Raw genomic sequence first — 25139 nt, forward strand, 5'->3', positions numbered from 1 at the left:
GGTGTCACTGTGCGAAGTCTCATCATAGGGATTCCCGCAGCCCCGCCGGTACGGCGAGGTGGTTCTGGACGACGATGCCGAGCGGCAGCGCGGCGACGAACGCGGAGTCCTGTGAGCCGTACACCGGCCGGAGCAGAACGCGCGCGGTGGCGCCGAGGTTGTCGATCGCGGCGATCATGTCCGGGATCTGCTCGGCGGTCATCACGGTGCCGGTGACGGCCATGCCGAAGTTGACCAGGCCGGCGCCCCGCGCCTCTTCCTGCGCGGACCGGTCGGCGGCCCGTGCCTCGGCCAAGTTGCGTGCCGACGGACGGGCCGAGGCCGTGGCGCGGAACGACGCGTTGCGCTTGTCGGCCTCCACCATCCGGGCCGCCGTACCGGCGTCGAGCGGGCGGTAGAGCATCGTCACGCGCTTGCGGTCGATGTCGGGGTGCGGCGCGACCAGCTGGGACAGCACCGACGAGAACACCTCGCCGCGCGGAGCCTGCGACATCTGCCAGGTCACCGACCAGGCGGAGTCGTGCCGGTACTTGTCCCAGAACGACTGGGTGGCGGCCGGGCCGACGTCGGTCCACTGCAGCTCCGGCGGCATGCCCTGGGCGCGTGCTTCGTCGATCAGCGCGGCCGACGCCGGGTCGTAGGCGATCCGGATCGCCTCGCACAGCTCCTGCGCGCTGACCGGCCGGGCGGCGCCCGCACCGGTCGCGTTCAGGCTCTGGGTGAGCGCAGGCAGCCGGGCCGCGAGCTCGCGGCCCATGTCGTCTTCCTTGCGGCGCTTGCCGCTCCGGTCGGTGCCCTTGAAGGTCAGCGCGACCCGGGCCGAGACCAGCGCGGAGCCCTCCGGGTAGGTCTGGACGACCTCGGTCAGCATCGCCCGGGCGATCGCCGGGCTCCCGTCCACCATGTTGCCGCCGACCTCGCGGCGCAGCCGGATACCGGTGTCGGGTGCGCTCTCCACGGTCACCGACGCGGCGACGATGCCCGGTTCGTGGCCGAGGGAGGCCAGCCACTGACCCCAGTGCGCCACCCAGACGTCGACCTGCTCCTCGTCGACGAGGGAGGCGCCGTCGGGCTCGGCGTTGATGACGACGGTGAAGTGCCGGGTGCTCGGGTAGTAGAGCAGCGCGAACGGCCGTCCGTACGAGTCCTGGTACTCGCTCAACTGGGAAGCGGCGGCCAGCCCGGGGAGCTGGAACTTGCCCCAGGCGGTCCGGCCGAGCGGTCCGGAGCGGTAAATGTTGTGCTTAGCCATCTTTGCTCGTTGCCATCCAATGTGGGTCGAGAGCCGTTGCAGCGTGGAGTACCCGTGCTTGTCCTTCGTGACCAGCAGACCGAGTGCCGCGCCCACGATCAGCAGGCTGATGAGGGCGGCCTTGATGCCGCCCGCCATCGTCGCGATCACGACGAGCAGCAGGCCACCCATCATGATGGCGGTGCCGAGCATGCCCAGGCCGGCGATGCCCGCCGAGGCGGGCCTGCGCCAGTTGCCGTAGGTGCGAGGAGCGCGTCGTACGTTCTCAGCTGCTGCCACTTGGTCCGTCCGGTGGTGGTTGGTAGTTGTTGCGGTCGTCGTCGCGATAGTCGCGCGGTGCGCGGTCGCGCTCGCGGCTCAGGTCGCCGCCCCGGCCGCTGCCGGTGGGGCCGCCGCCACCCCCACCGCCGCCGCCCCCACCCTGGGAGCCTTGGGAGCCCTGGTCCATCTCGTCGTTGCCCATCGTCTCGGACGCGGCCGTCTGGGCGACCGCCTTGGTCGCGTCGACACCGGCCTTGACCGCGACCACCGCGACCGCAGCCGGTCCGGCAGCAGCCGCCGCTCCACCACCAGCAGCCGCGGCTCCACCGCCGGCTGCCGCGCCACCACCACCGGCCGCCGCACCACCGGCCGCTCCGCCGCCGGCTCCACCGGCAGCACCTGCAGCACCGCCCTCGCCGCCGGCCGCCGCGCCTTGGGCACCGCCGCCTCCGCCGCCTCCGCCGCCACCGCCGCTCGGGGCCTGCTGCGACGCCCGTCCGACGTTCTGTGCACCGCTCGGGCCGTCACCGCCACCACCGCCGCCGTCGGCGCCTTGGTCGGCGCCCTTGCTCACCATGTCGCCGACCTTGTCGGCACCGACCATCTTGGCCGCGATCATGCCGGCACCGGCCGACCCCGCGGTCGCCCCGACCATCGGCACGATGAACCGCATCAGCGCCGGCATCGCGAACAGCGCGAGCACCAGCATCGTGAGGCCGGTGACCACGTTCATCACCATGCTGCCGATCTCGTCCGGGTTGCTGGCGTCGTAGTGCAGTGGGGCGCCGTTGTCCGAGACCAGCCGGATCGCCGTCGCGTAGACGATGGCCGCCACCGGCTTGTAGAGGATGAAGGCGAGCAGCCAGGAGATGATGCGTTTGAACCAGCTCCGGCCCATCTCGGTGTTCGTCGCGGCGGCCGCGATCGGCAGCACGCCGAGCAGCAGGACCAGCATGGCGCTGCGGACGACCATCAGCACGATCTGGATCAGGCTGGCGATCACGCACAGGATGCCGACCGCGATCATGATCCCGATCAGCACCGGTGAGCCGGCGATGCCGACGATCGCGGCGAATCCCAGGACCGCGCCCATCTTCTCGCCGAAGGCCTGCGAGTCGCCGGAGCCGATGTTCTGGCAGCCGTCGACCCAACCGGCGGTCTTCGAGTCGAGCGCGCTGCTGATGATGCAACTGGAGAAGATGTCGCCGACGGTGATCAGCGCCTGGGCGACGGCGATCGAGAACGCCGCGGCCACGGCGAGGGTGATCAGTGAGCGGAGCAGCTCGCGGGCCGACTCGCCGCGCTGTGTCCAGGCCATCTGGATGGCGCCGACGATCAGCCCGATCGCGGCGATGAAGAGCGCGATGAACTGCGTGTGCTGCCAGATCCAGTCCACCGTGTCGTTGGCCGGCCTGCCCTGATCGTTGCCGACAGCAATGGTCGGCACGTAGACCCAGAAGGTGGCGATCGTGCTCATCAGGGTTCCGACCGCTGCGCCGATGGCTTTGAGAATTGGCTCGAACACGAACTTCATCACCAGTTCCATGACAGGGGCGAAGACGACCTCGAGGGCTTTCTTCATGAGGTCGATCGCCCAGTCGATCACATCGAGCGGAATCACGTCAGGATGTCCTCGGTGAGACGAATCGAAGAATGGCCGGCAGTGCGACGACTGCCACGATCATCAGCGTCACGCCCATGATGATCTTGAGGATGTGCGATGCGCCTTCGGAACCCATCAGACTGAATGCGGTGGCATAGATGATCGCGGCCACCGGTTTATAGATGATGAAGGAGGCCAGCCAGGCCAGGGCGCGCTTGAACCACATCATGCCCATCTCGGTGTTTGTCGCCGCCGCGGTCAGCGGAAGCACGCCGACCAGCAGCACGAGCATCCCGTACCGGACGATCATCAGCGCCAACTGGATGATCGCCGTGATGACCATCAGGATGCCGACGAAGATGACCAGCAACCAGCCGAACGGCTCGTCCATCATGTCGAGCAGATTCTTCGCGTAGTTGTGGTCGTCCTTCTTCAGGGCCGCGTTGATGATCCACGACGAGAACCCGTCCGCGGCCGAGATCAGCGTGCCGGCGAACACCGTCGCCGACCCGGTCACCACGACCAGGGTGACCAGCGACTTGAGGATGTCTCTGGCCGGCTCACCGCGATGCGAGACCGCCATCTGGATCGCGCCGACGACGACCGCGAGCGAGGCGATGAACACCATGATGAAGTTGGTGTGCTGCTGGATCCATACGGCCGGGGTGTTCTCGGCGATGTTCGGGGTCGGGATGTAGACCCAGAGCAGGCCGACGGCCTTCATGACCGCTTCGACGGCGTGGATGACGACCCTGGCGATCGCCTCCCAGATGAAGTCGAAGAACTTGCCGAAGGCCCATTCGAGCGCGGTCTTCAGGCCATCCTTGAAGCAGTCGTCCCAGTCCCAGGGCCAGCCCGAGCATCCGAGGATGATCATGCCGCACCACTGAACCTGACGTAGCCGCTGAGACTGGTCAGGATGTCCGGCTCGACCGAGCCGTTGAAGCTGCCGTCGGTCTGCAGCTCGACGTACCAGTCGCCGCGGTACCAGCGCATCGTGATCGGCATCGCGCCGTACGCCTTGCCGTTGAGATCGGCAACGATCTGGATGAGGGCGCGGGTCGCGTTCTCCGGGTAGTCGAGCACCTTGAAGCCGGCGAACTGGACGTCACCGGCGACCGTCGACGGCGTCTTGGCCGTCAGCTTGGCCTGCGCGATGGCCGCGTCCCGGCCCGGCCCCGGGTACACCCGGTTGTGCAGTGTGGCGATGCTGACCTCCGGGTTCTGGATCTGGCCGAGCAGGACCATCGCCGCGAGCACCGCGCCCGTCGGCGAATGCGCGAAGCAGGAGCGCACACCGCTCGGGCTGGTGGTCGCCGGCCCGCTCGCCGCCTGGATGGGGATCAGCATCTTCCCCTCGAACTGCCACGAGACCGAGAGCGGCGCGGCGACCCGGGGGATCACCTGGCTCGGGTTCTTGGCGTGGCAGCCGCCGGTGGTGCTGGTGGGCGGTGGCGGAGTGTTCCGGGTGGTGCTCGGTACTTCGGTCGGCGACGCGGGCGGCGGCTCGGTGGGCTGTGCCTCGGTGGGCTGTCCGGTAGGAGCGACCGTGCTCGGTGACTGGGTCGGGTCGGCCGACGGAGTCTCCGACCGGCCTCCGGCCACGAACCACACCACGAGGCAGATCAGCACCGCTCCGATGACGATCGCGGACGCGATGAAGCCACGCTCCTCGAGGAAGCTGGTCTTCTCGCCGTCCGAACCGTCACCGGAGTCCGGGTTCCTACTGAACAGTCCCACTTACGTGGTGCCGCCGAGGGCGTCGACGAGGGCGGTCGCCGCGCCGATGACGATGCAGGCCGCCAGGACCCAGCCGAGCCGGGCGGCGTGCTCGCCACCCTCGCCGCGACGCTGACCGACGGCCATCATGCCGCCGGCGATGATGATGCCGAGGGCACAGATCAGGTACGCGATCCACTTGACCCAGCCGAGAACTTTCCGCAGCCCGTCGGTCACCTCTGTAGGCGGTGGCTCCAACGGCAGGGTGTTCGGGAGGTCGTTGACCAGATGAAGCAACATCATGTTCTCGAGAGCCTTTCAGTACGGGGCGGGATAGTCCGCTGGGTTTGACGCGCGAAGTGCGTAGATGGATTCAAGTACTTCGAAAACCTCGTCCGGCGTGTTGTCAGGCGTGGGAGCCTCCCCTCTGCGCCACTCCTCGATCCACGGGATGTCCCAAACCCTCGGAACACCTCCGCCGACGATGTCGGCGAAGTCGTCGAGCACCCGGGGCAACCGGCCGGGGGCGTCCGCGATCAGCACCAGGCCGAGCACCGCGACACCCTGGACGACGCCCGAGGCCCACTCGATCGCGGCTCGCTGCGCGGCGCGCAGGCCGGACCCATGGGTCCGGGCAACCAGGATCACCGGAGTCGGCACCGGCGGCGGCGGGATCGGCCAGCGATGATTGGCCGCCCTGGTGCCGGGGAGCAGGACCGACATCGTGGTCTCGCCGGCGCCGCCGTGGACACCGACCCACCACAGCGTGTCGGCCGCCGGAATCGCGAACTTGGGCAGGCGCTGGTCCTCCGCGGGCGCCGGCACCCCGTGCTGGGGCGCGGACGGCCCCCGCGGGGTGATGTCCGGCTGAGGAGTCGGGCCCGGCGACGGCTGCTGCGGACCCGGAGACTGCTCTCGTGTCCACGGGTTCTGCGTCATGGCCCCTCCTCTCGCGGTGCGTCACAGGCTGTCGCCCACAGTATTCTCTCGCTTTCCGGGTGTACTTTCGTGACCCATCCACAGGCGAGGATGTTTCTACCCCCTTGTCGGGGTCAGTCGAGCCGCCGGGCTCGCGTGGTTTCTGCCTGCCCGGAATCCCTGGCATGCCTCGTGCGGAGGACATGCTAGAACGAGGACGACGTAACCGGTGGAGCGAGGGAGATCTGTGGCGGGAATGAGAGGTCATCGTGGCTGAGAAGGTCCCGTCCTGGCCGAAGGTCACGATCCGGCTGTACGACGACCACAACGCCGAGGTGAAGATCGCCGGCCGCAGCCACCCGATCAACCACCACGATCCCCGGCAGGCGGCGCTCCAGCTCGTCAGCGAGCAGGCCGCCCAGCTCGGCCGCGCCGTGAAGGCGACCGCGGTCGAGGCCGACGGCGCCTCCTGGCCGCTGATCATCCACCCGGACGGCCAGGTGGAGGCGATCGAGACCGACCCCCGCAAGGGCAAGAAGCCGGTCTGGCCGATCGTGGTGGCGATGGCCGTGGCGGTGGTGCTGATCGCCGGTACGACGTTGTACATCACCGTCTTCAGCAAGCTCGGCGAGGGCAAGCCGCAGGTGACCGAGTCGCCCAAGCTGCCCGAGCTGCCCGCACCGTCCGTGCACGCCGACGAGTTCCCCCCGAGGACCCAGCCACTCGGCTACTCGACGCACGCCGGCTGGACGGTCGACATCGCCAAGGACAGCACGCCGGCGATCAAGCCCGACGGCACCGAGGTTGCGATCCTGACCACGGACCAGAAGGTCGCCGTGTTCGACAGCAACGGCAAGGTGCTGTGGCAGGACAAGGTGCCGAAGGACGCCGAGAGCCCGGTCTACACCACCGTTGACGGCAAGCTGGTGCTGGCGATCACGACGCCGTCCACCCTGTACTACTGGGCCGGCGGCGGCGCCGAGGCGAAGACGATCGAGCTGCCGGACAGCGCCAAGGTGCAGTTCTTCGGCAAGTCGCCACTCATCATGCTCTCGAACGAGTCGGGCGCGATGGTGATCTCGGGCGGCGTCCTCAAGGCGGTTCCGGAGAAGCCGCGGAGCTCCACCATTCTGCTCGCCGAGGGCGACCGCACGCTGATGGCGCAGTACTACGGCCCGCTCTTCTGGGCCCAGCCGGACAAGGAGACGGTGGAGGTGAAGCTGCAGCCGCCGGGCGGCGCGGGCTCCATCATCCAGGTGGTCTCGGCCAGCCCCGACTACGTCCAGGCCCTGTGGACCAACGCCAAGAACCCGGAAGAGGTCATCCCGTCGGTGCACTCGTCGGCGAGCGGCAAGGTGGTCGCGAGCTGCGGGTCGATCCGCAACGGCGACAACAACGGCTGGGACTGGGTGCCCGACCCGAACCGGAAGTTCGCCGCCTGGGGTGCGTGCCTCGTCAACCTGACGCTGACCAAGAACAACACCCGGATTCTGCCCGGCTTCCAGCCGCTGTCGGTCAGCGGATCGATGCTCTACGGCACGATCAGCAGCAAGCTGACCGCCGTGTCGCCGAACTGGAACACCTACCCGCAGAACGAGGGCACCACGCGGCCGTGGGGCGTGGCCGGCAAGCGCGCCGTCGTCGTGTACAACTCCGTCCTCTACGCCTTGGACCCGGCGAAATGAGCCGGCCTACGCGTCGCGCGGCGCGGATCGCGACCGCACTGGTTGCCATCGGCATGCTGTTGGCGCCGTCCCGGGCGCTCGCGGACGGCGTCGAGCCGGAGCCGGTCGACTGGCCCACGGTCGAGGCGCCGAGCAGCGGTGGACAGACGGTCGAGCCGCAGCCGGTGGAGTGGCCGGCACCCGAGAAGCCCTGAGGCACTCGCTCCCGAGGGAGCTCCTGAGGCACTCCCTCCAGGAAACGACGAGGCCCGCGTCCCCCGAACGGGGAACGCGGGCCTTGTGCGTGGGTGCCGGTGTCAGCCGGCCGCGACCTCGAGGCGGACCGTGGCGGCCACCTCCGGGTGCAGCTGGACGGCGACCTGGTGCTTGCCGGTGGTCTTGATCGGCGACGCGATCGCGATCGCGCGCTTCTCGACCAGCGGGCCGCCGGCGGCCTTGATGGCGCCGGCGATGTCGGCCGGGGTGACCGAGCCGAACAGGCGGCCGGTGTCACCGGCCTTGACCTCCAGCGTGACGGCAAGCTGCTCGAGCTGGTTCTTGACCTCGCTCGCGTGCTCCTTGCCCTGGATCGCCCGGGCGTCGCGCGCCCGCTTGATCGTCTGGATCTGCTTCTCGGCGCCGCGGGTCCAGCCGATGGCCAGGCCGCGCGGGACCAGGTAGTTACGGCCGTAGCCGTCCTTGACCTCGACGATGTCGCCGGGGGCTCCGAGGCCCTCGACCTCCTGAGACAGGATGAGCTTCATGGTCCGCGCCTCCCTCAGCGAGCCGTGCTCGTGTACGGCAGCAGGGCCACCTCACGAGCGTTCTTGATAGCGGTGGCCACGTCGCGCTGGTGCTGCACGCAGTTCCCGGTCACCCGGCGGGCGCGGATCTTGCCGCGGTCCGAGATGAACTTGCGCAGCAGCGCGGTGTCCTTGTAATCGACGTACGTCGCCTTGTCCTTGCAGAAGCCGCAGACCTTCTTCTTCGGCTTCCGAATGATCTTGGCCATTGTGGTGCTCTCTTCCTATTTCCAGAGCCCGGCACGGGTGCCGGAATGGTCACTGACTGGATTGCGGGCCGATCAGAACGGGGGCTCCTCCATCGAGCCGCCGCCCTGGCTGGCCCAGGGGTCGTTCTGCGGGGCGGACTGGCCGCCACCGCCCTGCGGGGTCGCCCAGGGGTCGTTCTGCTGGCCACCCTGGTTGCCACCCTGGCCGCCGCCGTAGCCGCCGCCCTGGTTGCCGCCACCTTGGTAACCGCCGCCACCCTGGTTGCCGCCGCCACCGAAACCGCCGCCGTCGGAGCGGGAGGTCTTGGAGATCTTCAGCGTCGCATACCGCATGCTGGCGCCGATCTCCTCGACGTCACACTCGAAGACGGTCCGCTTGTTCCCGTCGCGGTCGTCGTAGCTGCGCGCCTTCAGGCGCCCGGTCACGACCACCCGGGAACCCCGGGTCAGGGACTCGGCAACGTTCTCGGCCACCTGGCGCCACACCGCGCACGAGATGAAGAGGGTTTCCCCGTCCTTCCACTCGTTGGATTGGCGGTCCAGCGTCCGCGGGGTACACGCGACGGTGAAATTCGCCACCGCGGCGCCCGAGGGTGTGAACCGCAGTTCCGGATCACCCGTCAGGTTGCCGATCAGGGTGATGGGTGGTTCGCCTGCCATTGCCGTTCCTCCTGCTATCGGGTGTGACTGCGTCTGCAGCTAGTGGTATCGGCCGGAGCCGACAGTTCCGATGACTGCTGACGACCCCAGGTTCAGTGCTGGTCCGGCCGGATGACCTTCGTGCGCAGGATCGACTCGTTCAGCGTGAGCTGACGGTCGAGCTCCTTCACAACCGCCGGCTCGGCGGTCAGGTCGACGACGGCGTAAATGCCTTCGGACTTCTTCTTCACGTCATAGGCAAGCTTGCGACGACCCCAGATGTCGAGCTTCTCGACCGTGCCACCTTCCTTGCGGACGATGTTCAGGTACTGGTCGATGGACGGCTCCACGGTGCGCTCATCGAGCTCCGGGTCGAGGATCACCATGACTTCGTAACGACGCATGCGCGAACTCCACCTCCTTCGGACTTGGCGGCCACGGTCTCTCCGTGGCAGGAGGGCGATGCGGTCTGCTCCGCGACGGCACTTGCCGCCGTCGCCAAGCAACGAGCCCGGTCGATGGACCGGGCCACATCCAAAAGAGTACCAGCGTTCGGACGGCCACTTGACCATATCCACAGGCCTGTTGCGATGACTCTCCGTCACCGCTGAGTGACCCGCAGAGCGGTACGCCGCAGCACGAGCAGCAGCAACGGTACGGCGAGAACGCACGAGATCACCGCCAACAACAGGTAGCCGCCGAGCGTGTAGAGCCACGGCGACGTGGCGGCAGCAAGCGCCGAGATCGCCCAGATGGACGACTCGACCTTGCTCTCGAACGGCGTGCCGAGCAGCCGGGCGCTCCCGCCCAGGTAGCAGAGATTCCACGCGTAGCCGAGCAGGAAGAGCGCCGGGGTGAAGGCCGGTCCGGACTGTGTGGTCAGGACGGCGGCAACGACCAGCAGGAGCAGACCGGTCAGCATCACCGGCCGCGGACCAGTTCGGTCGATCCACCAGCCGGTCAGCGGCGACAAGGCGAACATGCCGAGCGTGTGCGCGGACAGCATCACGCCCAGGAGCCCAAGTCCCTCGCCGTGACTGTGCGTGTGTACAGGGACCGCCGACATGAGCGCGACCATCACCAGGTGCCCGGCGACCATCACGCCGGCGGCCAAGAGGACCGACGTACGCCGGGGGCCTGCCGGCTCCTCGTGCTGCGGTTGTGCCGGCTGCTCGGCGATGTGGACGGTTCGGATGTACGTCGACGCGACCAGCGCGCCGAACACGGCCGCGACGGCGAGCAGGAACGGGCCCGCGACCGCAGGCAGCCCCAGCCACGAGGCGAAGGACTGGGACGGCGCCATCAGGAACGGCCCGCCCGAGGCGCCCGCCGTACTGGCCCACACGACGGCACTCATGGCCGACGCCCGGCGCGCTTCGGGTACCGCCTCGCCGGCGGCGTACCTGGACAGCAGGCTCGCCGCGTTCCCGGCGCCGAGCAGGAACATGCCGGCGACCAGCAGCCCGACCGGCGCGCCCACCGCGGCCACGACGGTCAACGCCGCGCCGGCGACGCCCACGCCGTACCCGAGACGGAGGGCGTGTGCGCGGCCGAGGCGAGTGGTCCACCGGCCGACGGCGATCGCTCCGGCCGCGGTGCCGAGCACGCCGGCCGTGTTCGGGACGCCGGCCAGGCTGGAGCCGAGTTCGTCGGCGGTCAGGATGGTGCTCACCGCGCTCGCGGCGACCATCGCCGCGTTCATCAGCGCGGCGGCGAGAACGACGGGAAGCAGCATGGCCACCACGGTAGGAAGGCGAGTGGCCCGGCTGAAGGCACGATGTAAGGCGTGCGGCCTTGCGGACGGCCGACATCGAAGGTGTTCTGGGGTGATGACCTTTCAGGAGCGCGAACTGGACTCGACGGACTGGCAGATCCTGGCAGAGCTGCAGTCCGACGGGCGGCTGTCGTTCAACCAGCTCGGCAAGCGGGTCAACCTGTCGCCGCCGGCGGTCGCCGACCGGGTCCGGCGGCTGGAGGAGGCCGGGGTGATCACCGGCTACCGGGCCGACGTGGATCCGGCCAGGGCGGGACAGCCGCTGTCGGCGTTCGTCCAGATGCGGTGCACGACGGGCCGCTGCCTGCTCAAGACCACCCGGGCCGAGGACTTCCCCGAAGTGCTGGAGATCCACAAGCTGAGCGGCAACTCGTGCTCGATGCTGCGCGTCCGCGTCACCTCGATGCGCCACCTCGAAGGGCTCTTCGAACGGCTCGGCGAGCACGGCGAGATGAACACCCACATCGTGCTGTCCACGGAGTTCGAGGGCCGCCCGGTGCAGCCGCCGGCCGCCGAGCACCGCACGGTGACACGGTCGGCCGGATGGGGTTCCTGAACTGTCGGCGGACGGTTCTAGGGTGGTGGGTATGACTGTGAAGCTCGGTGCGCACGTGGACCAGGAAGACCCGCTGGCCGAGGCGGCCGACCGGGGCGCCGATCTGGTGCAGTTCTTCCTGGGGAACCCGCAGGACTACAAGGCGCCCAAGCTCGCGTACGCCGACGGCGAGGAGGCGCTGAAGGAGCGCGCCGCCGCCGCGGGCGTCGACCTCTATGTGCACGCCCCCTACCGGCTGAACGTCGCGAACACGAACAACCGGATCCGGATCCCGAGCCGGAAGCTGCTGCAGCAGACGCTGGACAAGGCCGCCGAGATCGACGTCAAGGGCGTGATCGTGCACGGCGGGCACGTCGGCGACGAGGACGACCCGGAGGCCGGCTTCGACAACTGGCGCAAGTGCATCGAGCGCGCCGAGCTGCCGGTCCCGCTGCTGATCGAGAACACGGCCGGCGGCGAGAACGCGATGGCCCGCCAGCTGGACCGGATCGCGCGGCTCTGGGACGCGGTGCAGGCGTCCGGCAACGACCGCCTGGAGAACGTCGGCTTCTGCCTCGACACCTGCCACTTCCACGCGGCCGGCGAGGAGCTGCCGACGATCGTCGAGAAGGTGCTCGCGATCACCGGCCGGATCGACCTCGTGCACGCGAACGGCTCCCGCGACGAGTTCGGCTCCGGCGCGGACCGGCACAGCAACTTCGAGGAGGGCCACATCGACCCGGCCGACATCGTCGCGGTCGTGCAGGCCGCCGGCGCCCCGGTCGTCGTCGAGACGCCGAATGCGGACAACGGCCAGAAGGCCGACCTCGACTACCTGCGGGCGCACCTCACGGCGTAGGCGCCTCGGTCTTCTCCAGGCCGTAGAGCCAGTAGGTCACGGCCCACGGAAGCAGGACGGCGAGCGCCGGGGTGTTGTCGGTCGGCACGAGCAGGCCGCAGATCACGACGATCACCATGACCACCGTGCTGCCCTTGAACACGTCGATGGGACCGCGCAGGCGGGTCCGCAGCGTGATGCGTTTCCGGGCACACGCGAAGTACGTCGCGGCCAGCGCGAGCAGGCCGAGGAACGCCACCACCGCACCGAGCCAGGCGTAGGCGCTGTAGTCGCTGTCGGACCGGGCGATGCCCACGACCAGGAACACGCCGACCAGAACGGTGAGCCAGGCGCTGGACCACATGAGCCGCTCGACGGTCCGCTCGGCCTTCTCGGGATCCGGGGTCGGTTCGGCCTCGTCCGCACTCTCCCTGGTGGCCCCGCTGTCCCCGCTGTCTCGGGCGGCCTCGGCTTCCACTGCGGCGTCGGCGGCCGCGGTGGGCTCGGGCTCGGGGTCTGACCTGGTCATGGGGCCTCCCGGCCTGGACTGAGGAGCGGAGGGAGCGAAGCGACTGAAGCGACGAGGGAAGGCCGGGAGTTACAGCCCCATGACCCGCCGCGCCGGAGGCCTGGCCAATTGCACTGCCATGGCAGCGACGGTAGCGCAGAATGAGGTTATGCAGACCTGGGCGGAGCGGTTTCCCGACCTGTTCGCACCGGGCTTCTGGGAGTGGGGCGAGCTCGACGTCCGTTACACCGTCGAGGAACCGCCGGACGAGCTGATCAGCAACGTCCACGTCGTCTGCCGGTCCGCCGGCGGAATCGTTGTGTGTACCAACGACCTCGGCTGGCGTTTCCTGCCGGGCGGAACCCGTGAGCCCGGCGAGTCGATCGAAGAGCTCGTCCGGCGTGAGCTGCTCGAGGAGGCCGGCGCCCGGCTGACCGGACCCCTCACCTGGCTCGGCGCCCATCGCGCCGACCATCGCCGCGAAACGCCGTACCGTCCGCATCTGCCGCATCCGGTCTCGTACTGGGCGAACTACGTCGCGGACGTCGTCGTCGAGCAGGAGCCGACCAATCCCGACGACGGCGAGCAGGTGACCGAAGTGCTGGTGCTGCCGCCGGAGAAGGCCGCCGAGTACCTCGACGGCCGGCCCGAAGAGGTGGGCTCGATCGTCAGACTGGCTCAGGCAATGGAGCTGGTTTAGGCGGTGTCTGACGGCTCCGCGCCGTCGCGAGCAGGTGCTCGGTGCGGTGCCTCGGCGTGCTGGAGTGAAGGCCTCGATGTGGGTTCATCGTGGCCTTTGCTCCAGTGCGGCGAGGTGCCGTGCCGAGTGCCGCGCAGTAGGCGCGGAGCCGTCAGACACCGCCCGGAGCGCCAGGGCAGCAGTACGGCGCTCAGCGTGCAGCAGATGCCCGCGACCCACAGGGCGCCGCGCATCCCGACCAGCGTCGCGAGCACGCCACCGAGCGCCATGAACGCGGGCTGCACGCACCGTGAGCTGATCGACCAGGACCCGACCACGCGCGCCATGAACCCGTCCTCGGTCACCTCCATGCGGTACGTCGCGAACGACGGATTGAACGCCCCCGCGCCCACAAGCAGTCCGGTCTCCGCCACCGTGAGCAGCACGAAACCGGCCCACCCGTGTGGTGCCAGCGGGAACAGGAGGAGCCACGGCGCCCGCAGTACGCCGAACACCAGCAGCATCCAGTGCAGCCCGTACTTCCGGGTCAGCCGCGGCGCCATCCGTGCACCGATCACGCCGCCGATGCAGGAGATACCGAGGAAGACGCCGTAGCTCCACGCCGACAGCCCCAGGTCGCGCAACATGAAGACGGTCAGCAGCGGCGAGGTCATCATCACCGGACCGCCGAACAGCTGCGAGTTCCAGAACAGGATGCGCAGCCCGCGGTGCCGCAGGATGTAGCGCCAGCCCGCGGTGATGTCGCGCTTGCCTTCCCGCTTCACCGGCTCCGGCTCGGGTTGCTGGATCCGCCGGATCCCGAGCGCCGACCCGAGGAACGAGACCGCGTCGACCGCCAACGTGACGGTCGCGCCCACCAGCCCGACCAGCACACCGCCGAGCGCCGGCCCGACGCTCAGCGACACCCAGTTCGTCTGCTCGAAGCGGCTGTTCGCCTCCGCCCGTCCCTCGGCCGGGACGAGCGCCTTCAGATGCGCGCCGCTCGCCGACTGGAACGCGATCGTCCCGGCCGCCTGGAACACTCCCGCCACGCACAGGTGCGCGTACGTCAGCACGCCGAACGCCGCGGCGACCGGCACCGAGACCAGCGCCGCGAACCGCACCAGGTCGGAGGCGATCATCACCGGCCGTTTCCGCCGCTGCTCGATGAAGTCCCCCATCGGCAACGCGAGCGCCGCACCGGCCACCGCGGACAGCGCGGCGAGCATCGAGACCTGGAAGGTGCTGGAGTCCAGAGCCAGCACGGCGACCAGCGGTAAGGCGCCGAGCCCGACCGCCGATCCGAACGCACTGACCGTGAACGCAATCCACAACCGCCGGAAGTCTCGACCCAAAGACATCCCGCGATCGTAGGGACCGGCACCGACAGAATCAGCGCAGGTTGAGGCCGCCGTCGAGCAGGATGACCTCACCGGTCAGGTAGCCGTTGTGGACAACGGCCGAGATCAGATCGGCGACATCCGCCGGCTGGGCGGCGCGGCGCATCGGGCTCGAGGTTTTCCACAGGTCCTGGGCCGCGGTCCATGACTCGGTGAGCGGCGTGTCGACGAGACCGGGGGCGACCGCGTTGACCCGGACGTCCGGTCCGAGCGCGGCGGCGAGCAACTTCGTCACGTGATTGAGCGCCGCCTTCGACGCGGCGTACGCGATCGAGCTGCCCTTGGGCCGGACGCCCGCGTGGCTGGTCACGTTGACGATGCATCCGCCGGATTCGCGGAGCGCCGGGAGCGCCGCCGTACACAGCAGCCACGGCGCGATCAGGTTCACGTCGAGCAACCGCCGCCAGTCGTCGGCGGTCAAGCCGTCGAGATCCGCGTGCGGCACCGGCCAGCTGATACCGGCGTTGTTCACGAGTACGTCGAGGCGCCCGTGCTCACGCACCACTTCCGGCACCAGCGCCTGCGCCGCGGCGTCGTCCGACAGATCAGCCTGGTGGTACGAGCCGCCCAACTCCGCCGCCAAGGCCTGCCCGGCAGCGCGGCTGGACCGCGAGTGCACCGCGACGGTCATCCCGTCCGCGGCCAGCCGCCGTACGGTCGCGGCTCCGATACCGGACGCGGATCCGGTCACCAGAGCAACCTTCATGCGCCGTACCGCAGGCCGTCCATCAGCAGGTCGAGCAGCCGGCCCGCCTGGTCGCGGTCGTCGGCCGCGGCACCGCCGACGCCGCCGATGCTGGCGAGCAGGTCCTTGGCCGAGATGTCCGAGCGGATCTGGCCGGCGGCCGCGCCGGCGTCGAGCAGCGGCTGGACCGCTCCGACGAGGAGCTCGAAGCTCTGGGCGTACGGGTTCGCACCGGAGGCGAAGACCGCTCGCAGCGCGTCGGCCATGCCCCGCTTGCGGGCCATGTAGTCGATGAAGCGGTCCATCCACGCGCGCAGCGCCTGGTCCGGCGGCAGCTTCGCCAGGAGCTCCGGGGACGCGTCGCAGACCGCTGCCAACTCGTTCCGGTACGCCGCCTCGATCAGCAGCTCACGGGTCGGGAAGTGCCGGTAGAGCGTGCCGATGCCGACGCCGGCGTCCTTCGCGATCCCCTCCAGCGTGGCCTCCAGGCCGCACTTGGTGAACGCGCGTCCCGCGGCCGCCACGATCTGGTCCCGGTTGCGCTGGGCGTCCGCGCGCAGCGGGCGCTCACTGGTACTCATCTCCCCTCCCTCCGTGGCCTCACAACCTAGCGGACTTGATAACCGGAGGGGCCTCCGGTTAACTGGAATTACCGGAGGATCCTCCGGTTACAGCGTAGCTCGTAGAACAGGACCGAACCTGATGAGCAGGATCACCACTCCTTTCACGCATGACTCCACCGCGGCCGAGGTCGTCGCCGGCGTCGATCTGACCGGTCGCCGGGCCGTCGTCACCGGCGGCGCTTCCGGGATCGGTGTCGAGACCGTCCGGGCTCTCGCCGCGGCGGGCGCCGAGGTCACCCTCGCTGTCCGCAACACCGCCGCCGGCGAACGGGTCGCGGCCCAGATCATCGACGCCACCGGCAACAACCACGTCTTCGTCGCGCCGATCGAACTCGCCGACCGCGCCTCGGTGCGCGCCTTCGCCGCCACCTGGGACGGGCCGCTGCACATTCTGGTGAACAACGCCGGTGTGATGGCAGAGCCGCTGACCCGGACGCCGGAGGGCTGGGAGCACCAGTTCGCGACCAATCACCTCGGCCACTTCGGGCTCGCCCTCGGCCTGCACGGCGCACTCGCCGCAGCCGGCGACGCGCGGGTCGTCTCGGTCAGCTCGAGCGCACACCTGCGCTCGGACGTGCACTTCGACGACATCCACTTCGAGAACCGTCCGTACGACGAGTGGGCGGCGTACGGCCAGTCGAAGACGGCGAACGTGCTGTTCGCGGTCGAGGCGGCCAAGCGCTGGGCGAGCGACGGGATCGTCGCCAACGCGCTGATGCCGGGCGGCATCCGGACACCTCTGCAGCGGCACGTCCCGGACGAACTCCTCCAGCAGTGGGAGCACTTCCCGTGGAAGACGACCGAGCAAGGCGCCTCCACGTCGGTGCTGCTGGCCGCGTCCCCGCTGGTCGCCGGTGTCACCGGTAAGTACTTCGAGGACAACAACGAGGCCCTGCCGCACGCCGAAGGGCAGGAAGGCGGCGTCGCGGACTACGCCCTAGATCCGGAGTCAGCCACTCGGTTGTGGGAGCTGTCAGAAAGCCTGCTCGTCGACTGAAATCCGACCTTGAGCACGGATCAACCATTCTCCGCGACGGAAAATGGTTGGTGGGTGCTCAAGGTGGCTTTGATCAGACACCGGCTCAGCTACGGTTCCCGGGGCTGGGCCGGTAACCTGACCGACCGTGAGTGACTTGAGCATCCGGACCATCTCGACGGACGAGCATGCGGCCTACATCGCGGCCCAGCCGTCGGCGAGCTTCCTGCAGACCCCGGGGTGGGCGGCGGTGAAGAGCGAGTGGAAGGCGGAGTCGCTCGGCTGGTACGAACCGGGCACCCCCGGCACCCTCGTCGGCGTCGGGCTGGTGCTGTACCGGCAGATGCCGAAGGTGAAGCGGTACCTCGCCTACCTGCCCGAGGGCCCGGTGATCGACTGGGACGCGATCGACCTCGGCAGCTACCTGCGTCCATTGGCGGCGCACCTGCAGGAGCGCGGCGCGTTCGGCATCCGAATGGGTCCGCCGGTGGCGACCCGGCGGTGGACCGCGCAGACGATCAAGGACGCCATCGCCGGCGGGCAGCAGCCGCGGCTCGGCGACGTCCGGCCGGACGTGATCGAGCCGTCCGGCGCCACGGTCGTCGACAAGCTCCACAAGCTCGGCTGGAAGGCACCCCGGATCGCGGAGGGTTTCGCGGCCGGGCAACCGCAGTACGTCTTCCAGGTGCCGCTGGCCGGCCGCACCGAGGACGACCTGCTCAAGGGCATGAACCAGCTGTGGCGGCGCAACATCAAGAAGGCCGGCAAGGCCGGCGTCGAGGTGACGCAGGGCGGGACCGAGGACATCAAAGCGTTCCACGCGCTGTACGTCGAGACCGCGCAGCGCGACCACTTCACGCCGCGCCCGCTGCCGTACTTCGAGAAGATGTACGCCGCGATGGCCAACCAGCCGGCCGATTGCTGTGACTTCCGGATCTACAACGCCCATCACGAGGGCGACCTGGTCGCGTCGACGATCTGGGTCCGGGTCGGCGGTCATTCCTGGTACTCCTACGGAGCCAGCTCGACCGCCAAACGCGACGTGCGCGGATCGAACGCGATCCAGTGGCGCATGATGACGGACGCGCTCGCGGCGGGCGCGTCCGTGTACGACCTACGGGGCATCACCGACACCTTGGACCCGAACGACCCGCACGTCGGGCTGATCCAGTTCAAGACCGGCACCGGCGGCGAGGCCGTCGAGTACGTCGGTGAGTGGGACCTGCCGTTGAACAAGGCGCTCTACACCGCATTCGACCTCTACATGAGACGGCGTTGACACCATGCCCCTAGTCCTGCACGTCGATTCCGATCGATGGCGTGAACACCTGCGTTCCACGTGGAACCCCGACATCGTCCCGGTCGCCAAGGGCAACGGATACGGGTTCGGCAACCACCGGCTGTTCGCCGAAGCGCGCGCGCTCGGTGCCCGCACGGTCGCGGTCGGCACGTACTTCGAGGTCCCCGCGGACCCCCGCGAGGACGTCGTGGTGCTGTCGCCGTGGCGGCCGTTCCTCGAGGTGCCGCAGAGCAAGAACGTGATCCACACGGTCAGCCGGCTGGCCGACCTGGTCTCGATCCCGGCCGGCAGCCGGGTGCTGATCGAGGTGATGACCTCGATGCGCCGGCACGGTATCGGCGCCCGCGAACTGCGGCACACGATGCTGCTGAACGCGCTCGACCGGATCCGCTTCGAGGGCTGGTCGCTGCACTTCCCGATGGGCGCCGGCGGTACGTCGGCCAACCTCCGCGAGGCGCAGCAGCTGGCGAAGGCGGCGCTCGACGTCCGGAAGAACACGTTGTGGGTGTCACACGTGCCGGCGCAGAAGCTGGGCGACATCGGCGACGACGTGAAGCTGCGGATGGGCACCGGCCTGTGGCTCGGCGACCGCGGCGCATTGTCGGTCAAGGCGACCGTCCTCGACGTGCACTCGGTCCGCCGGGGCGAACGCGTCGGCTACCGGCAGCGCCGCGTCAGCGGTGACGGCCACATCCTGATCGTCTCCGGCGGTACGGCGCACGGCGTCGGCCTTGAGGCGCCGACCGCGGCGGCGACCGTGCGGCAGCGTGCGATCGCGATGGCCAAGGGCAGCCTGGACGCGGCCGGGATGGCCCTGTCGCCGTTCAGCATCGAAGGCAAGCAGCGCTGGTTCGCCGAACCGCCGCACATGCAGGCCAGCATGCTGTTCCTGCCGTCGTCCGTGGCCCCGCCCGCGGTCGGCGACGAGATCGACCTGGACGTCCGCTACACCACGACGACGTTCGACAAGGTGTCGATGGATTGACTTCAGGTCCACCTGAAGTTGCAGCGTGGACCGTATGAGGTTTCTGGAACGGATCGAGGAAGGGCCCGGTGCGGCGGAGCTGCGCGCGACGTCGTACCGGATGCTGGCGCTCAAACGTGGCGCGACCTGCGTCGACGTCGGCTGCGGAGCGGGGCACGCGGTCGCCGAACTGGCGCGCAAGGGCCTGAAGGTGACCGGGATCGATGCCGACCCCGAGGCGATCGAGGCGGCCCGGGAGCGGGCGCCGGGGGCAATGTTTCACGTGGCACATTCCGGCGAGCTGCCGCTCGAGAGCGAGTCAGTGGACGGGTACCGCGCGCTGCGGCTGTTCCACCTGCTCGAGGATCCGGTGCCGACGATCGCCGAAGCCCACCGGGTGCTGCGTCCCGGCGGGCGGATCGTGCTGGGCGGGCAGGACTACGGGTTCGTCCTGATCGACAGCTCCGACCAGGACCTGACCGACGTCATCCGCCTCGGCCTCGAGTCCCGTACGGCGTCGCCGCGCGCGACTCGTACGCTGCGTGACCTCCTGCTCGACGCCGGCTTCCACGACGTCGAGGTCGCCGTCCACACCGAGGTCGTTACCGACTACGCGCTGATGGCGCCGCAGCTGAGCGCAGCCGCCGGCGCCGCGGTCGAGAAGGCTTTGATCACCCAGGGCGACGCCGACACCTGGCTCGCCGAACAATCCGACCGCGGCCGCCGCAACCGCTTCCTCGCCGTACTCCCGACACTTCTTGTCGGCGCACGACGTTAGCGTGCCGGACGCCGGGCGCGACTGATCGTCCAGCCGTGCCCGGCGTCGCAGGTCAGTTCTGCTTGAGGTGGCCCTGCCAGCGCACGGTCGGGAGTAGCGCGGCCGGGTCGACGCGATCCTTGTTGGCGGAGACGATGTCGAACATCGACTCGATCAGGGTCTCCGAGAGCAGGTGCGGCTCGAGGCCCAGGCCGACGAGGCCGGTGTGCTTCACGTTGTAGTAGTGCTCGGCCTGCTCGATGCGCGGGTTGTCCAGGTGCTCGACCTGCACCGGGCCCGGGAAGCATTCCGCGACCAGGTCGGCGAGCTGCGCCACCGAGTAACTCTCGGTCATCTGGTTGAAGACCCGGAACTCGCCGGCGTCCGCCGGGTTCTCGACCGCGAGCCGGATGCACTCGACGGTGTCCCGGATGTCCAGGAAGCCTCGCGTCTGACCGCCGGCGCCGTACACGGTCAGCGGCTCGCCCAGCACGGCCTGGATGCAGAACCGGTTGAGAACGGTGCCGAACACGGCGTCGTAGTCGAACCGGGTCGCCAGCCGGGAGTCCCGCACGGTCTGCTCGGTCTGCTGCCCGTACACCACACCCTGGTTGAGGTCGGTGACGCGCATCCCCCAGATCCGGCAGCCGAACTCGAGGTTGTGCGAGTCGTGCACCTTGCTGAGGTGGTAGAACGAGCCCGGCTTCTTCGGGTAGAGCATCCGGTCCTTGCGGCCGTTGTGCTCGACCTCCAGCCAGCCTTCCTCGATGTCGATGTTGGGCGTGCCGTACTCACCCATCGTGCCGAGCTTGACCAGGTGGATGTCCGGGTTGGTCTCCGCGATCGCGTACATCAGGTTCAGCGTGCCGACCACGTTGTTGTGCTGGGTGTAGACGGCGTGCTCGCGGTCGATCATCGAGTACGGCGCGGCGCGCTGCTCGGCGAAGTGCACGATCGCGTCCGGCGCGAACTCGCGCACCACCCGGTAGACGAAGTCGGCGTCGAGCAGATCACCGACGTACGCCGGGATCTCCTGGCCGGAGACCTCCTTCCAGGCGGCTACCCGAGCTTCGAGATCCTCGATCGGGACCAGACTCTGGACGCCCAGCTCACGGTCGTAACCGCGGCGGGCCATGTTGTCGAGCACGGCCGTGTGGTGGCCGCGGTCGGAGAGGTGCAGGGCTGTCGGCCACCCTAGGTAGCCGTCACCGCCCAGGACGAGTACGCGCACGGCTCGGCCGCCTTCCGTCGGGGAAAGTCGTCACAGTCCTTCCTATCCCGAGTACCCGCTCCCGTAACGTGATCGGTCCCACCTATTGGCTGGTAATCGGCTGAGAATTCCCGCCGGACTGCCGCCGGCTGGTCCGGAGGTGCAGAATAGGCCGCGATGCGCGCTCTCACCAAGGTCAAGCTCACTCGCGCCCGATTGTTGCTCTGGGCGAGGTACTCGGCGTCCTCCGTGGTCGCCACCGTGGTCAGCCAGCTCGCGTTCGCTCTCTGTTACTGGTTCGGTACGGCGGCCCTGGTCGCGACCCTGGTCGCGTGGCTGGCCGGTGCGGTCCCGAACTACGTGCTGAACCGCCGCTGGACCTGGGGCCGCAGCGGTCAGAAGTTGCCGTACACAATGATCGTGATCGGCTCCGCGGTCACGGCCGCCGTGGTCACCTCGGTGACCGATCACCTGGTGCAGCCGGTCGACTCACACGCGCTGAAGACGCTGCTGGTGACCGGTTCGTACTTCGGGACCTACGCGGTGCTGTTCATCGTGAAGTTCGTGCTGTTCGATCGGCTGGTGTTCGCCAAGAGCCAGCCTGCCGCCGCCGGCGCAGCACGTACTCCCGTAACCACGTCGTCGTCATGACCCGGCCGTAGTTCGCGCCGTACACGACGCCCGGACCCTTCTTGCTGCTCCCGTCGCCGCGCCGGCGCATCGTCATCGGCAGCTCGACCACGCGGGCGCCGAGCGCGAGCGCACCGAGCAGCAGCTCCGACGACTGGTACTGCGGTTCACGCAACGTGACGGCGGTCGCGAGCTCGGCCCGCATCGCGCGGAAGCCGAACGACGTGTCGGTCAGCTTCCGCCGGGTCAGGATCGACGCGAGTACGGCGAACACGCGCACGCCGACCCAGCGCAGCCGGCTGTCCGCGTCCTCCGCTCCGAGCCGGCGCGATCCGGTGACGAAATCGGCCCGGTCGAGCAGGATCGGCTCCAGCAGCGTCTCCAGCTCGTCGTTGTCGTACTGACCGTCGGCGTCGGTCGTGACGATGTACTTGGCCCCGCCCGCCGCGGCCAGGTGGTACCCGAGCCGGAGCGCGGCGCCCTGCCCGCGGTTGCTCGGGGCAACGCACACGGACGCCCCGTGCTCACGGGCGATCTCGGCGGTGTTGTCGGTGGCACCGTCCACGACGACGAGGACGTCGACCGGGAGGCCGGCGCAGGTTCGCGGCATGTCGGTGAGGACCGGGCCGATGCCGCCGGCCTCGTTGTACGCGGCGATGACGACGACGACCGGTGCGAAGTCCGCGTGCTTGAAGGCCTTTACGGCCTCCGAATCGACGGCGTCCGGATAGTCCGCCATCGCAGGGCGCGCCTGGTCCTTGCCGAGCAGGGCACGGAGGCCTATGGCACCAGCCAGTGGGAAGAAGATCAGCCCTGGCAGCTGGTAGCGCCAGGAGAACTCGAATGCGGCTGAGCCGAGCAGGAGGATCACACCGGCCGCTGCCGGGAACAGTGCAGCCGCTCGGAGCTCTCTTGCACGTACGGCCGCAACAAGAGCGATCAGTACGCACAGGGCGAGCAGTATGCCGGATGTGTAGCCGCCGTGGAGCTGGTAGGCGCGCAGGATGACAGCAGGCGTGTGAGAGACGTGCGGCTCGGACCCTCCCCATTTCACTGCGGCCTTGGTGATGTTCGGGTCTTTGAGGTTCGGATAGGTGAGCTGGAACTGCCACCGGTCCAGCGGCACGTCGTTGGGCGAGCTCGTGCGCGTCGGCGCGAACCCCTTCGCGAAGTCCTTCAGCGCCGCCCACGTGACGTCCAGCGGCTGGTGCTTGATCACCAGATGCGCGAACTCGGTCGCCAGCTGACGCTTCGTCGTCCCCGGCGGGAGCGGACCGGGCCAGTTCGGGTCGCCGTAGTGGTTATGGGCGTACTTGTCGACGCCAAGACGCTGACCGAGCGGTTCCTTCGGGCAGAACAGCCGGGTGCCCTCGTCGAGCGGCAGCTTGTCGCAGTTGGCGACCGTGGCGGTCCGCCCGTACAGAATCTGGTTCTCGGCGCCGGTGAAGCCCCAGCGGCCCGTTTCCGCGTGGTAGTAGCCGACGTACGCCGCGAACACGACAGCGAAGCCGGCCACGGCGGCAGCGGTACGGCGTAGTCGCTTGCGCCCGGCCACCATCAGGTAGAGCACCACGGCGAGCAGCAGGACCATGCCGATCGCGCGGACCGTGAACGCGGCGCCCACGAGCACACCGACGACGGCCGCGCGCCGCCAGCCCGGCAGCTCCTTCTTGCCGAGGAGCAGCCAGAGGATCGCCACCAGGATCACGTCGAACGTGGTCTCGGCCATGATGTTCTGTTCGATCTGCACCTGGTACGCGTCGAGCAGGATCGGCGCGGCGGCGAGCGCCGCCAGCCAGCGATAGACGGTGAGCCTGCGCGCGAGGGCGTAGATGGCGACACCGAGGAGCAGTCCGGTGAGGTGCTGAACGATGACGACGAAGGTGAGCCCGCCGATCGCGACCAGCGGGCCGAGCACGAAGTCGTACCCGATGGGGTTGAGCTGGTCCGGGCTCAGCTTGCCCATGTTCGTCAGGTACTGGACGGAGTCGGTGTAGACGATCGCGGGCGTGTAGGCGACGGTCGCGAGGACCCGCAGTACCAGACCCAGCGTGAGGAAGACGGCGAGCAGCCAGTGCTTCCTCACTGCTTTTCGAAGTACCGCCACGTCCGGGCCAGACCGTCTTCGAGCGAGACCGTCGGCTGGTAGCCGAGATCGTTGGCGACGTCCACGACCACCGCCGGCATCTCGCCCGCCGGCGCCTCGATGTGCTCGGCCGGCACCGGCTGCCCGGTCACCGCGCGCACCGTGTCGATCATCTCCAGCACCGAGACGGACCGCCCGGAGCCGATGATCGCGCGACCGTCGTACCTGGTGTCGAGCGCCCGCAGGACGCCGCTCACCACGTCGTCGATGAACACCAGGTCCCGCCGCTGCTGCCCGTCGCCGTACACCTTCACGCCCGTGCCACTCAGCGCCGCCCGCATCATCCGCGGCACGAAGCTGTCCTTGTGCGACATCCCCGGCCCGTACACGTTCGTGAACCGCAGCGCCGCGGTCGCCATCCCGTAACTCCCCGAGTACGCCGACAGCAACATCTCGCACGCCGCCTTGGTCGCGCCGTACGGCGTCAGCGGCCGCAGCGGCAGGTCGACGTTGATCACCGACGTACCGACGTTCCCCACCACCGCGTTGGTCGACGCCAGCACGAACGCCTCGACCCCGCTACCGCGACTCAGCTCCAGCAGCACCTGAGTGATCGTCACGTTCTGCGCGAACGTCTGCATCGGCGCGTCCACCGACCGCAACACCGACGTCAACGCCGCCAGATGCACCACACTCGTAGGCCGCGTCTCGAACGCCGCGACACACGTCTCCTGCTCCGCCAGATCCCCCGTCACCACGTGCACCCCGCCGTCCCAGGAAGCATCCGGCGGCTCCCGATCCACAGCAGTGACCGCCACCCCACGCCCCCGCAAAGCCCCCACCACAGCCCGCCCGATGAACCCCGAGGCCCCGGTGACCAGCACACGTTCGTCCATGTGCTTCAACCTACCTCCGGGGTGTCGATCCACCACCATGGGTCGACAGTGCGCTACGAACTATTGACCCGCGGTGACATCGCTGGGCAGGATCGACCCCGAACGCGGGCTGACAACCTTGTCATCGGGGCCGCGTACCCACACCGGTGGACGGGGGCGTCCCGTGGTGCCGGCCGGATGTGCAAGGAGCGTGGATGAATCTCCGCCGCC

The 25139-nt window shown here is 69.0% G+C and carries 28 protein-coding genes; 10 read left to right on the forward strand and 18 right to left on the reverse strand.

The features are described from left to right. Positions 1-22: 22 nt before the first annotated feature. From AB0L64_RS01120 to AB0L64_RS01145, 6 genes are read right to left on the reverse strand one after another with little or no spacing between them, the layout of a single operon-like run. On the reverse strand, positions 23-1531 hold the full coding sequence (locus AB0L64_RS01120) for an SCO6880 family protein (RefSeq protein ID WP_363706457.1): 1509 nt from the start codon (positions 1529-1531) through the stop codon (positions 23-25). Continuing rightward, on the reverse strand, positions 1518-3134 hold the full coding sequence (locus AB0L64_RS01125) for a type IV secretion system protein (protein WP_363706458.1): 1617 nt from the start codon (positions 3132-3134) through the stop codon (positions 1518-1520). Before AB0L64_RS01125 ends, AB0L64_RS01120 begins: the two co-directional genes overlap by 14 nt. Position 3135: 1 nt before the next feature. After that, a complete protein-coding gene (locus AB0L64_RS01130) occupies positions 3136-3993 on the reverse strand; it encodes a hypothetical protein (protein WP_363706460.1) in 858 nt (285 codons plus the stop codon). Continuing rightward, positions 3990-4856 (reverse strand): PT domain-containing protein, encoded by an 867-nt coding sequence (locus AB0L64_RS01135; protein ID WP_363706462.1) that lies wholly within the window; start codon positions 4854-4856, stop codon positions 3990-3992. Before AB0L64_RS01135 ends, AB0L64_RS01130 begins: the two co-directional genes overlap by 4 nt. Continuing rightward, positions 4857-5138 (reverse strand): TrbC/VirB2 family protein, encoded by a 282-nt coding sequence (locus tag AB0L64_RS01140; protein ID WP_363706464.1) that lies wholly within the window; start codon positions 5136-5138, stop codon positions 4857-4859. It abuts the gene before it with no gap. A gap of 15 nt (positions 5139-5153) precedes the next feature. Then, the gene (locus AB0L64_RS01145) at positions 5154-5774 is read right to left on the reverse strand and encodes a DUF6668 family protein (protein ID WP_359936090.1); all 621 of its coding nucleotides are present in this window, start codon (positions 5772-5774) and stop codon (positions 5154-5156) included. Positions 5775-6022: 248 nt separating this feature from the next. Here AB0L64_RS01145 and AB0L64_RS01150 point away from each other — a divergent pair, with 248 nt between their 5' ends. After that, entirely contained in the window at positions 6023-7438 is a 1416-nt protein-coding gene (locus AB0L64_RS01150; RefSeq protein WP_363706466.1) for a hypothetical protein, read from the forward strand. Then, positions 7435-7632 (forward strand): hypothetical protein, encoded by a 198-nt coding sequence (locus tag AB0L64_RS01155; protein WP_363706468.1) that lies wholly within the window; start codon positions 7435-7437, stop codon positions 7630-7632. Before AB0L64_RS01150 ends, AB0L64_RS01155 begins: the two co-directional genes overlap by 4 nt. Positions 7633-7734: 102 nt before the next feature. Here AB0L64_RS01155 and rplI read toward each other — a convergent pair whose 3' ends face one another. From rplI to AB0L64_RS01180, 5 genes are all read right to left on the reverse strand, one after another. Then, a complete protein-coding gene (gene rplI / locus AB0L64_RS01160; protein ID WP_359936096.1) occupies positions 7735-8181 on the reverse strand; it encodes a 50S ribosomal protein L9 in 447 nt (148 codons plus the stop codon). 14 nt (positions 8182-8195) lie between these two features. Next, complete coding sequence (rpsR, locus tag AB0L64_RS01165) at positions 8196-8429, reverse strand: 30S ribosomal protein S18 (protein ID WP_012924539.1); 234 nt, start codon at positions 8427-8429, stop codon at positions 8196-8198. Between the two features lie 72 nt (positions 8430-8501). Beyond that, complete coding sequence (locus AB0L64_RS01170; RefSeq protein ID WP_363706471.1) at positions 8502-9089, reverse strand: single-stranded DNA-binding protein; 588 nt, start codon at positions 9087-9089, stop codon at positions 8502-8504. Between the two features lie 92 nt (positions 9090-9181). Continuing rightward, a complete protein-coding gene (gene rpsF / locus AB0L64_RS01175) occupies positions 9182-9472 on the reverse strand; it encodes a 30S ribosomal protein S6 (RefSeq protein WP_130386399.1) in 291 nt (96 codons plus the stop codon). Positions 9473-9669: 197 nt separating this feature from the next. Next, positions 9670-10803, reverse strand: coding sequence for an MFS transporter (locus tag AB0L64_RS01180; protein WP_363706473.1), 1134 nt, complete (start codon positions 10801-10803; stop codon positions 9670-9672). 94 nt (positions 10804-10897) lie between these two features. Here AB0L64_RS01180 and AB0L64_RS01185 point away from each other — a divergent pair, with 94 nt between their 5' ends. Further along, on the forward strand, positions 10898-11398 hold the full coding sequence (locus AB0L64_RS01185; protein ID WP_359936103.1) for an Lrp/AsnC family transcriptional regulator: 501 nt from the start codon (positions 10898-10900) through the stop codon (positions 11396-11398). 31 nt (positions 11399-11429) lie between these two features. Then, positions 11430-12236: a deoxyribonuclease IV gene (locus tag AB0L64_RS01190; RefSeq protein WP_359936105.1), complete on the forward strand. Its 807-nt coding sequence runs from the start codon at positions 11430-11432 to the stop codon at positions 12234-12236. Here AB0L64_RS01190 and AB0L64_RS01195 read toward each other — a convergent pair. Further along, positions 12226-12744, reverse strand: coding sequence for a hypothetical protein (locus AB0L64_RS01195; protein WP_363706476.1), 519 nt, complete (start codon positions 12742-12744; stop codon positions 12226-12228). The two genes, AB0L64_RS01190 and AB0L64_RS01195, sit on opposite strands and share 11 nt — an antisense overlap. 148 nt (positions 12745-12892) lie before the next feature. On the opposite strand from AB0L64_RS01195, the gene AB0L64_RS01200 reads away from it, so the two are divergent. Continuing rightward, a complete protein-coding gene (locus AB0L64_RS01200) occupies positions 12893-13423 on the forward strand; it encodes an NUDIX domain-containing protein (protein WP_363706478.1) in 531 nt (176 codons plus the stop codon). On the opposite strand, the gene AB0L64_RS01205 is transcribed toward AB0L64_RS01200, so the two are convergent. The 3 genes from AB0L64_RS01205 to AB0L64_RS01215 are packed head-to-tail and all read right to left on the reverse strand — an operon-like array spanning position 13420 to position 16068. Beyond that, entirely contained in the window at positions 13420-14763 is a 1344-nt protein-coding gene (locus AB0L64_RS01205) for an MFS transporter (RefSeq protein WP_363706480.1), read from the reverse strand. The two genes, AB0L64_RS01200 and AB0L64_RS01205, sit on opposite strands and share 4 nt — an antisense overlap. Before the next feature lie 31 nt (positions 14764-14794). Then, the gene (locus tag AB0L64_RS01210; RefSeq protein WP_359936113.1) at positions 14795-15508 is read right to left on the reverse strand and encodes an SDR family oxidoreductase; all 714 of its coding nucleotides are present in this window, start codon (positions 15506-15508) and stop codon (positions 14795-14797) included. Then, complete coding sequence (locus tag AB0L64_RS01215) at positions 15505-16068, reverse strand: TetR/AcrR family transcriptional regulator (protein WP_359936115.1); 564 nt, start codon at positions 16066-16068, stop codon at positions 15505-15507. The genes AB0L64_RS01210 and AB0L64_RS01215 overlap by 4 nt, the downstream gene beginning before the upstream one ends. Positions 16069-16189: 121 nt before the next feature. Between AB0L64_RS01215 and AB0L64_RS01220 the strand changes: the two genes are divergently transcribed. The 4 genes from AB0L64_RS01220 (at position 16190) to AB0L64_RS01235 (ending at position 20128) form a co-directional block, all read left to right on the forward strand. Then, a complete protein-coding gene (locus AB0L64_RS01220) occupies positions 16190-17107 on the forward strand; it encodes an SDR family NAD(P)-dependent oxidoreductase (protein WP_363706483.1) in 918 nt (305 codons plus the stop codon). Positions 17108-17234: 127 nt separating this feature from the next. Continuing rightward, positions 17235-18365 (forward strand): peptidoglycan bridge formation glycyltransferase FemA/FemB family protein, encoded by a 1131-nt coding sequence (locus AB0L64_RS01225; RefSeq protein ID WP_363706485.1) that lies wholly within the window; start codon positions 17235-17237, stop codon positions 18363-18365. Between the two features lie 4 nt (positions 18366-18369). Further along, positions 18370-19371: an alanine racemase gene (locus tag AB0L64_RS01230; RefSeq protein ID WP_363706487.1), complete on the forward strand. Its 1002-nt coding sequence runs from the start codon at positions 18370-18372 to the stop codon at positions 19369-19371. Positions 19372-19405: 34 nt separating this feature from the next. Further along, a complete protein-coding gene (locus AB0L64_RS01235; protein ID WP_363706488.1) occupies positions 19406-20128 on the forward strand; it encodes a methyltransferase domain-containing protein in 723 nt (240 codons plus the stop codon). Between the two features lie 52 nt (positions 20129-20180). Here AB0L64_RS01235 and AB0L64_RS01240 read toward each other — a convergent pair whose 3' ends face one another. Beyond that, the gene (locus AB0L64_RS01240; protein WP_363706490.1) at positions 20181-21338 is read right to left on the reverse strand and encodes an NAD-dependent epimerase/dehydratase family protein; all 1158 of its coding nucleotides are present in this window, start codon (positions 21336-21338) and stop codon (positions 20181-20183) included. A gap of 156 nt (positions 21339-21494) precedes the next feature. Here AB0L64_RS01240 and AB0L64_RS01245 point away from each other — a divergent pair, with 156 nt between their 5' ends. After that, positions 21495-21968, forward strand: a complete 474-nt coding sequence (locus AB0L64_RS01245) for a GtrA family protein (RefSeq protein WP_363706492.1) — start codon at positions 21495-21497, stop codon at positions 21966-21968. Here AB0L64_RS01245 and AB0L64_RS01250 read toward each other — a convergent pair. Together AB0L64_RS01250 and AB0L64_RS01255 are read right to left on the reverse strand one after the other, a co-directional pair. Beyond that, complete coding sequence (locus AB0L64_RS01250) at positions 21868-24033, reverse strand: glycosyltransferase family 2 protein (RefSeq protein WP_363706494.1); 2166 nt, start codon at positions 24031-24033, stop codon at positions 21868-21870. The two genes, AB0L64_RS01245 and AB0L64_RS01250, sit on opposite strands and share 101 nt — an antisense overlap. Beyond that, positions 24030-24929, reverse strand: a complete 900-nt coding sequence (locus tag AB0L64_RS01255; protein WP_363706496.1) for an NAD-dependent epimerase/dehydratase family protein — start codon at positions 24927-24929, stop codon at positions 24030-24032. The genes AB0L64_RS01250 and AB0L64_RS01255 overlap by 4 nt, the downstream gene beginning before the upstream one ends. Positions 24930-25139 lie beyond the last annotated feature (210 nt).

Origin of the sequence: Kribbella sp. NPDC051936, from assembly GCF_040680955.1 — a bacterium.
Classification (GTDB): domain Bacteria; phylum Actinomycetota; class Actinomycetes; order Propionibacteriales; family Kribbellaceae; genus Kribbella.

Excerpts from the sequence above, each read along its gene's own strand:
- AB0L64_RS01155 (WP_363706468.1), top strand. The coding sequence starts at position 7,435 with ATGAGCCGGCCTACGCGTCGCGCGGCGCGGATCGCGACCGCACTGGTT.
- AB0L64_RS01190 (WP_359936105.1), top strand. The coding sequence starts at position 11,430 with ATGACTGTGAAGCTCGGTGCGCACGTGGACCAGGAAGACCCGCTGGCC.
- AB0L64_RS01145 (WP_359936090.1), bottom strand. The coding sequence starts at position 5,774 with ATGACGCAGAACCCGTGGACACGAGAGCAGTCTCCGGGTCCGCAGCAG.
- AB0L64_RS01140 (WP_363706464.1), bottom strand. The coding sequence starts at position 5,138 with ATGATGTTGCTTCATCTGGTCAACGACCTCCCGAACACCCTGCCGTTG.
- AB0L64_RS01205 (WP_363706480.1), bottom strand. The coding sequence starts at position 14,763 with ATGTCTTTGGGTCGAGACTTCCGGCGGTTGTGGATTGCGTTCACGGTC.
- AB0L64_RS01200 (WP_363706478.1), top strand. The coding sequence starts at position 12,893 with ATGCAGACCTGGGCGGAGCGGTTTCCCGACCTGTTCGCACCGGGCTTC.
- AB0L64_RS01210 (WP_359936113.1), bottom strand. The coding sequence starts at position 15,508 with ATGAAGGTTGCTCTGGTGACCGGATCCGCGTCCGGTATCGGAGCCGCG.
- rpsR (WP_012924539.1), bottom strand. The coding sequence starts at position 8,429 with ATGGCCAAGATCATTCGGAAGCCGAAGAAGAAGGTCTGCGGCTTCTGC.
- AB0L64_RS01235 (WP_363706488.1), top strand. The coding sequence starts at position 19,406 with ATGAGGTTTCTGGAACGGATCGAGGAAGGGCCCGGTGCGGCGGAGCTG.
- AB0L64_RS01170 (WP_363706471.1), bottom strand. The coding sequence starts at position 9,089 with ATGGCAGGCGAACCACCCATCACCCTGATCGGCAACCTGACGGGTGAT.
- AB0L64_RS01130 (WP_363706460.1), bottom strand. The coding sequence starts at position 3,993 with ATGATCATCCTCGGATGCTCGGGCTGGCCCTGGGACTGGGACGACTGC.
- rplI (WP_359936096.1), bottom strand. The coding sequence starts at position 8,181 with ATGAAGCTCATCCTGTCTCAGGAGGTCGAGGGCCTCGGAGCCCCCGGC.
- AB0L64_RS01215 (WP_359936115.1), bottom strand. The coding sequence starts at position 16,068 with ATGAGTACCAGTGAGCGCCCGCTGCGCGCGGACGCCCAGCGCAACCGG.
- AB0L64_RS01180 (WP_363706473.1), bottom strand. The coding sequence starts at position 10,803 with ATGCTGCTTCCCGTCGTTCTCGCCGCCGCGCTGATGAACGCGGCGATG.
- AB0L64_RS01195 (WP_363706476.1), bottom strand. The coding sequence starts at position 12,744 with ATGACCAGGTCAGACCCCGAGCCCGAGCCCACCGCGGCCGCCGACGCC.
- AB0L64_RS01185 (WP_359936103.1), top strand. The coding sequence starts at position 10,898 with ATGACCTTTCAGGAGCGCGAACTGGACTCGACGGACTGGCAGATCCTG.
- AB0L64_RS01220 (WP_363706483.1), top strand. The coding sequence starts at position 16,190 with ATGAGCAGGATCACCACTCCTTTCACGCATGACTCCACCGCGGCCGAG.
- AB0L64_RS01245 (WP_363706492.1), top strand. The coding sequence starts at position 21,495 with ATGCGCGCTCTCACCAAGGTCAAGCTCACTCGCGCCCGATTGTTGCTC.
- AB0L64_RS01255 (WP_363706496.1), bottom strand. The coding sequence starts at position 24,929 with ATGGACGAACGTGTGCTGGTCACCGGGGCCTCGGGGTTCATCGGGCGG.
- rpsF (WP_130386399.1), bottom strand. The coding sequence starts at position 9,472 with ATGCGTCGTTACGAAGTCATGGTGATCCTCGACCCGGAGCTCGATGAG.
- AB0L64_RS01230 (WP_363706487.1), top strand. The coding sequence starts at position 18,370 with ATGCCCCTAGTCCTGCACGTCGATTCCGATCGATGGCGTGAACACCTG.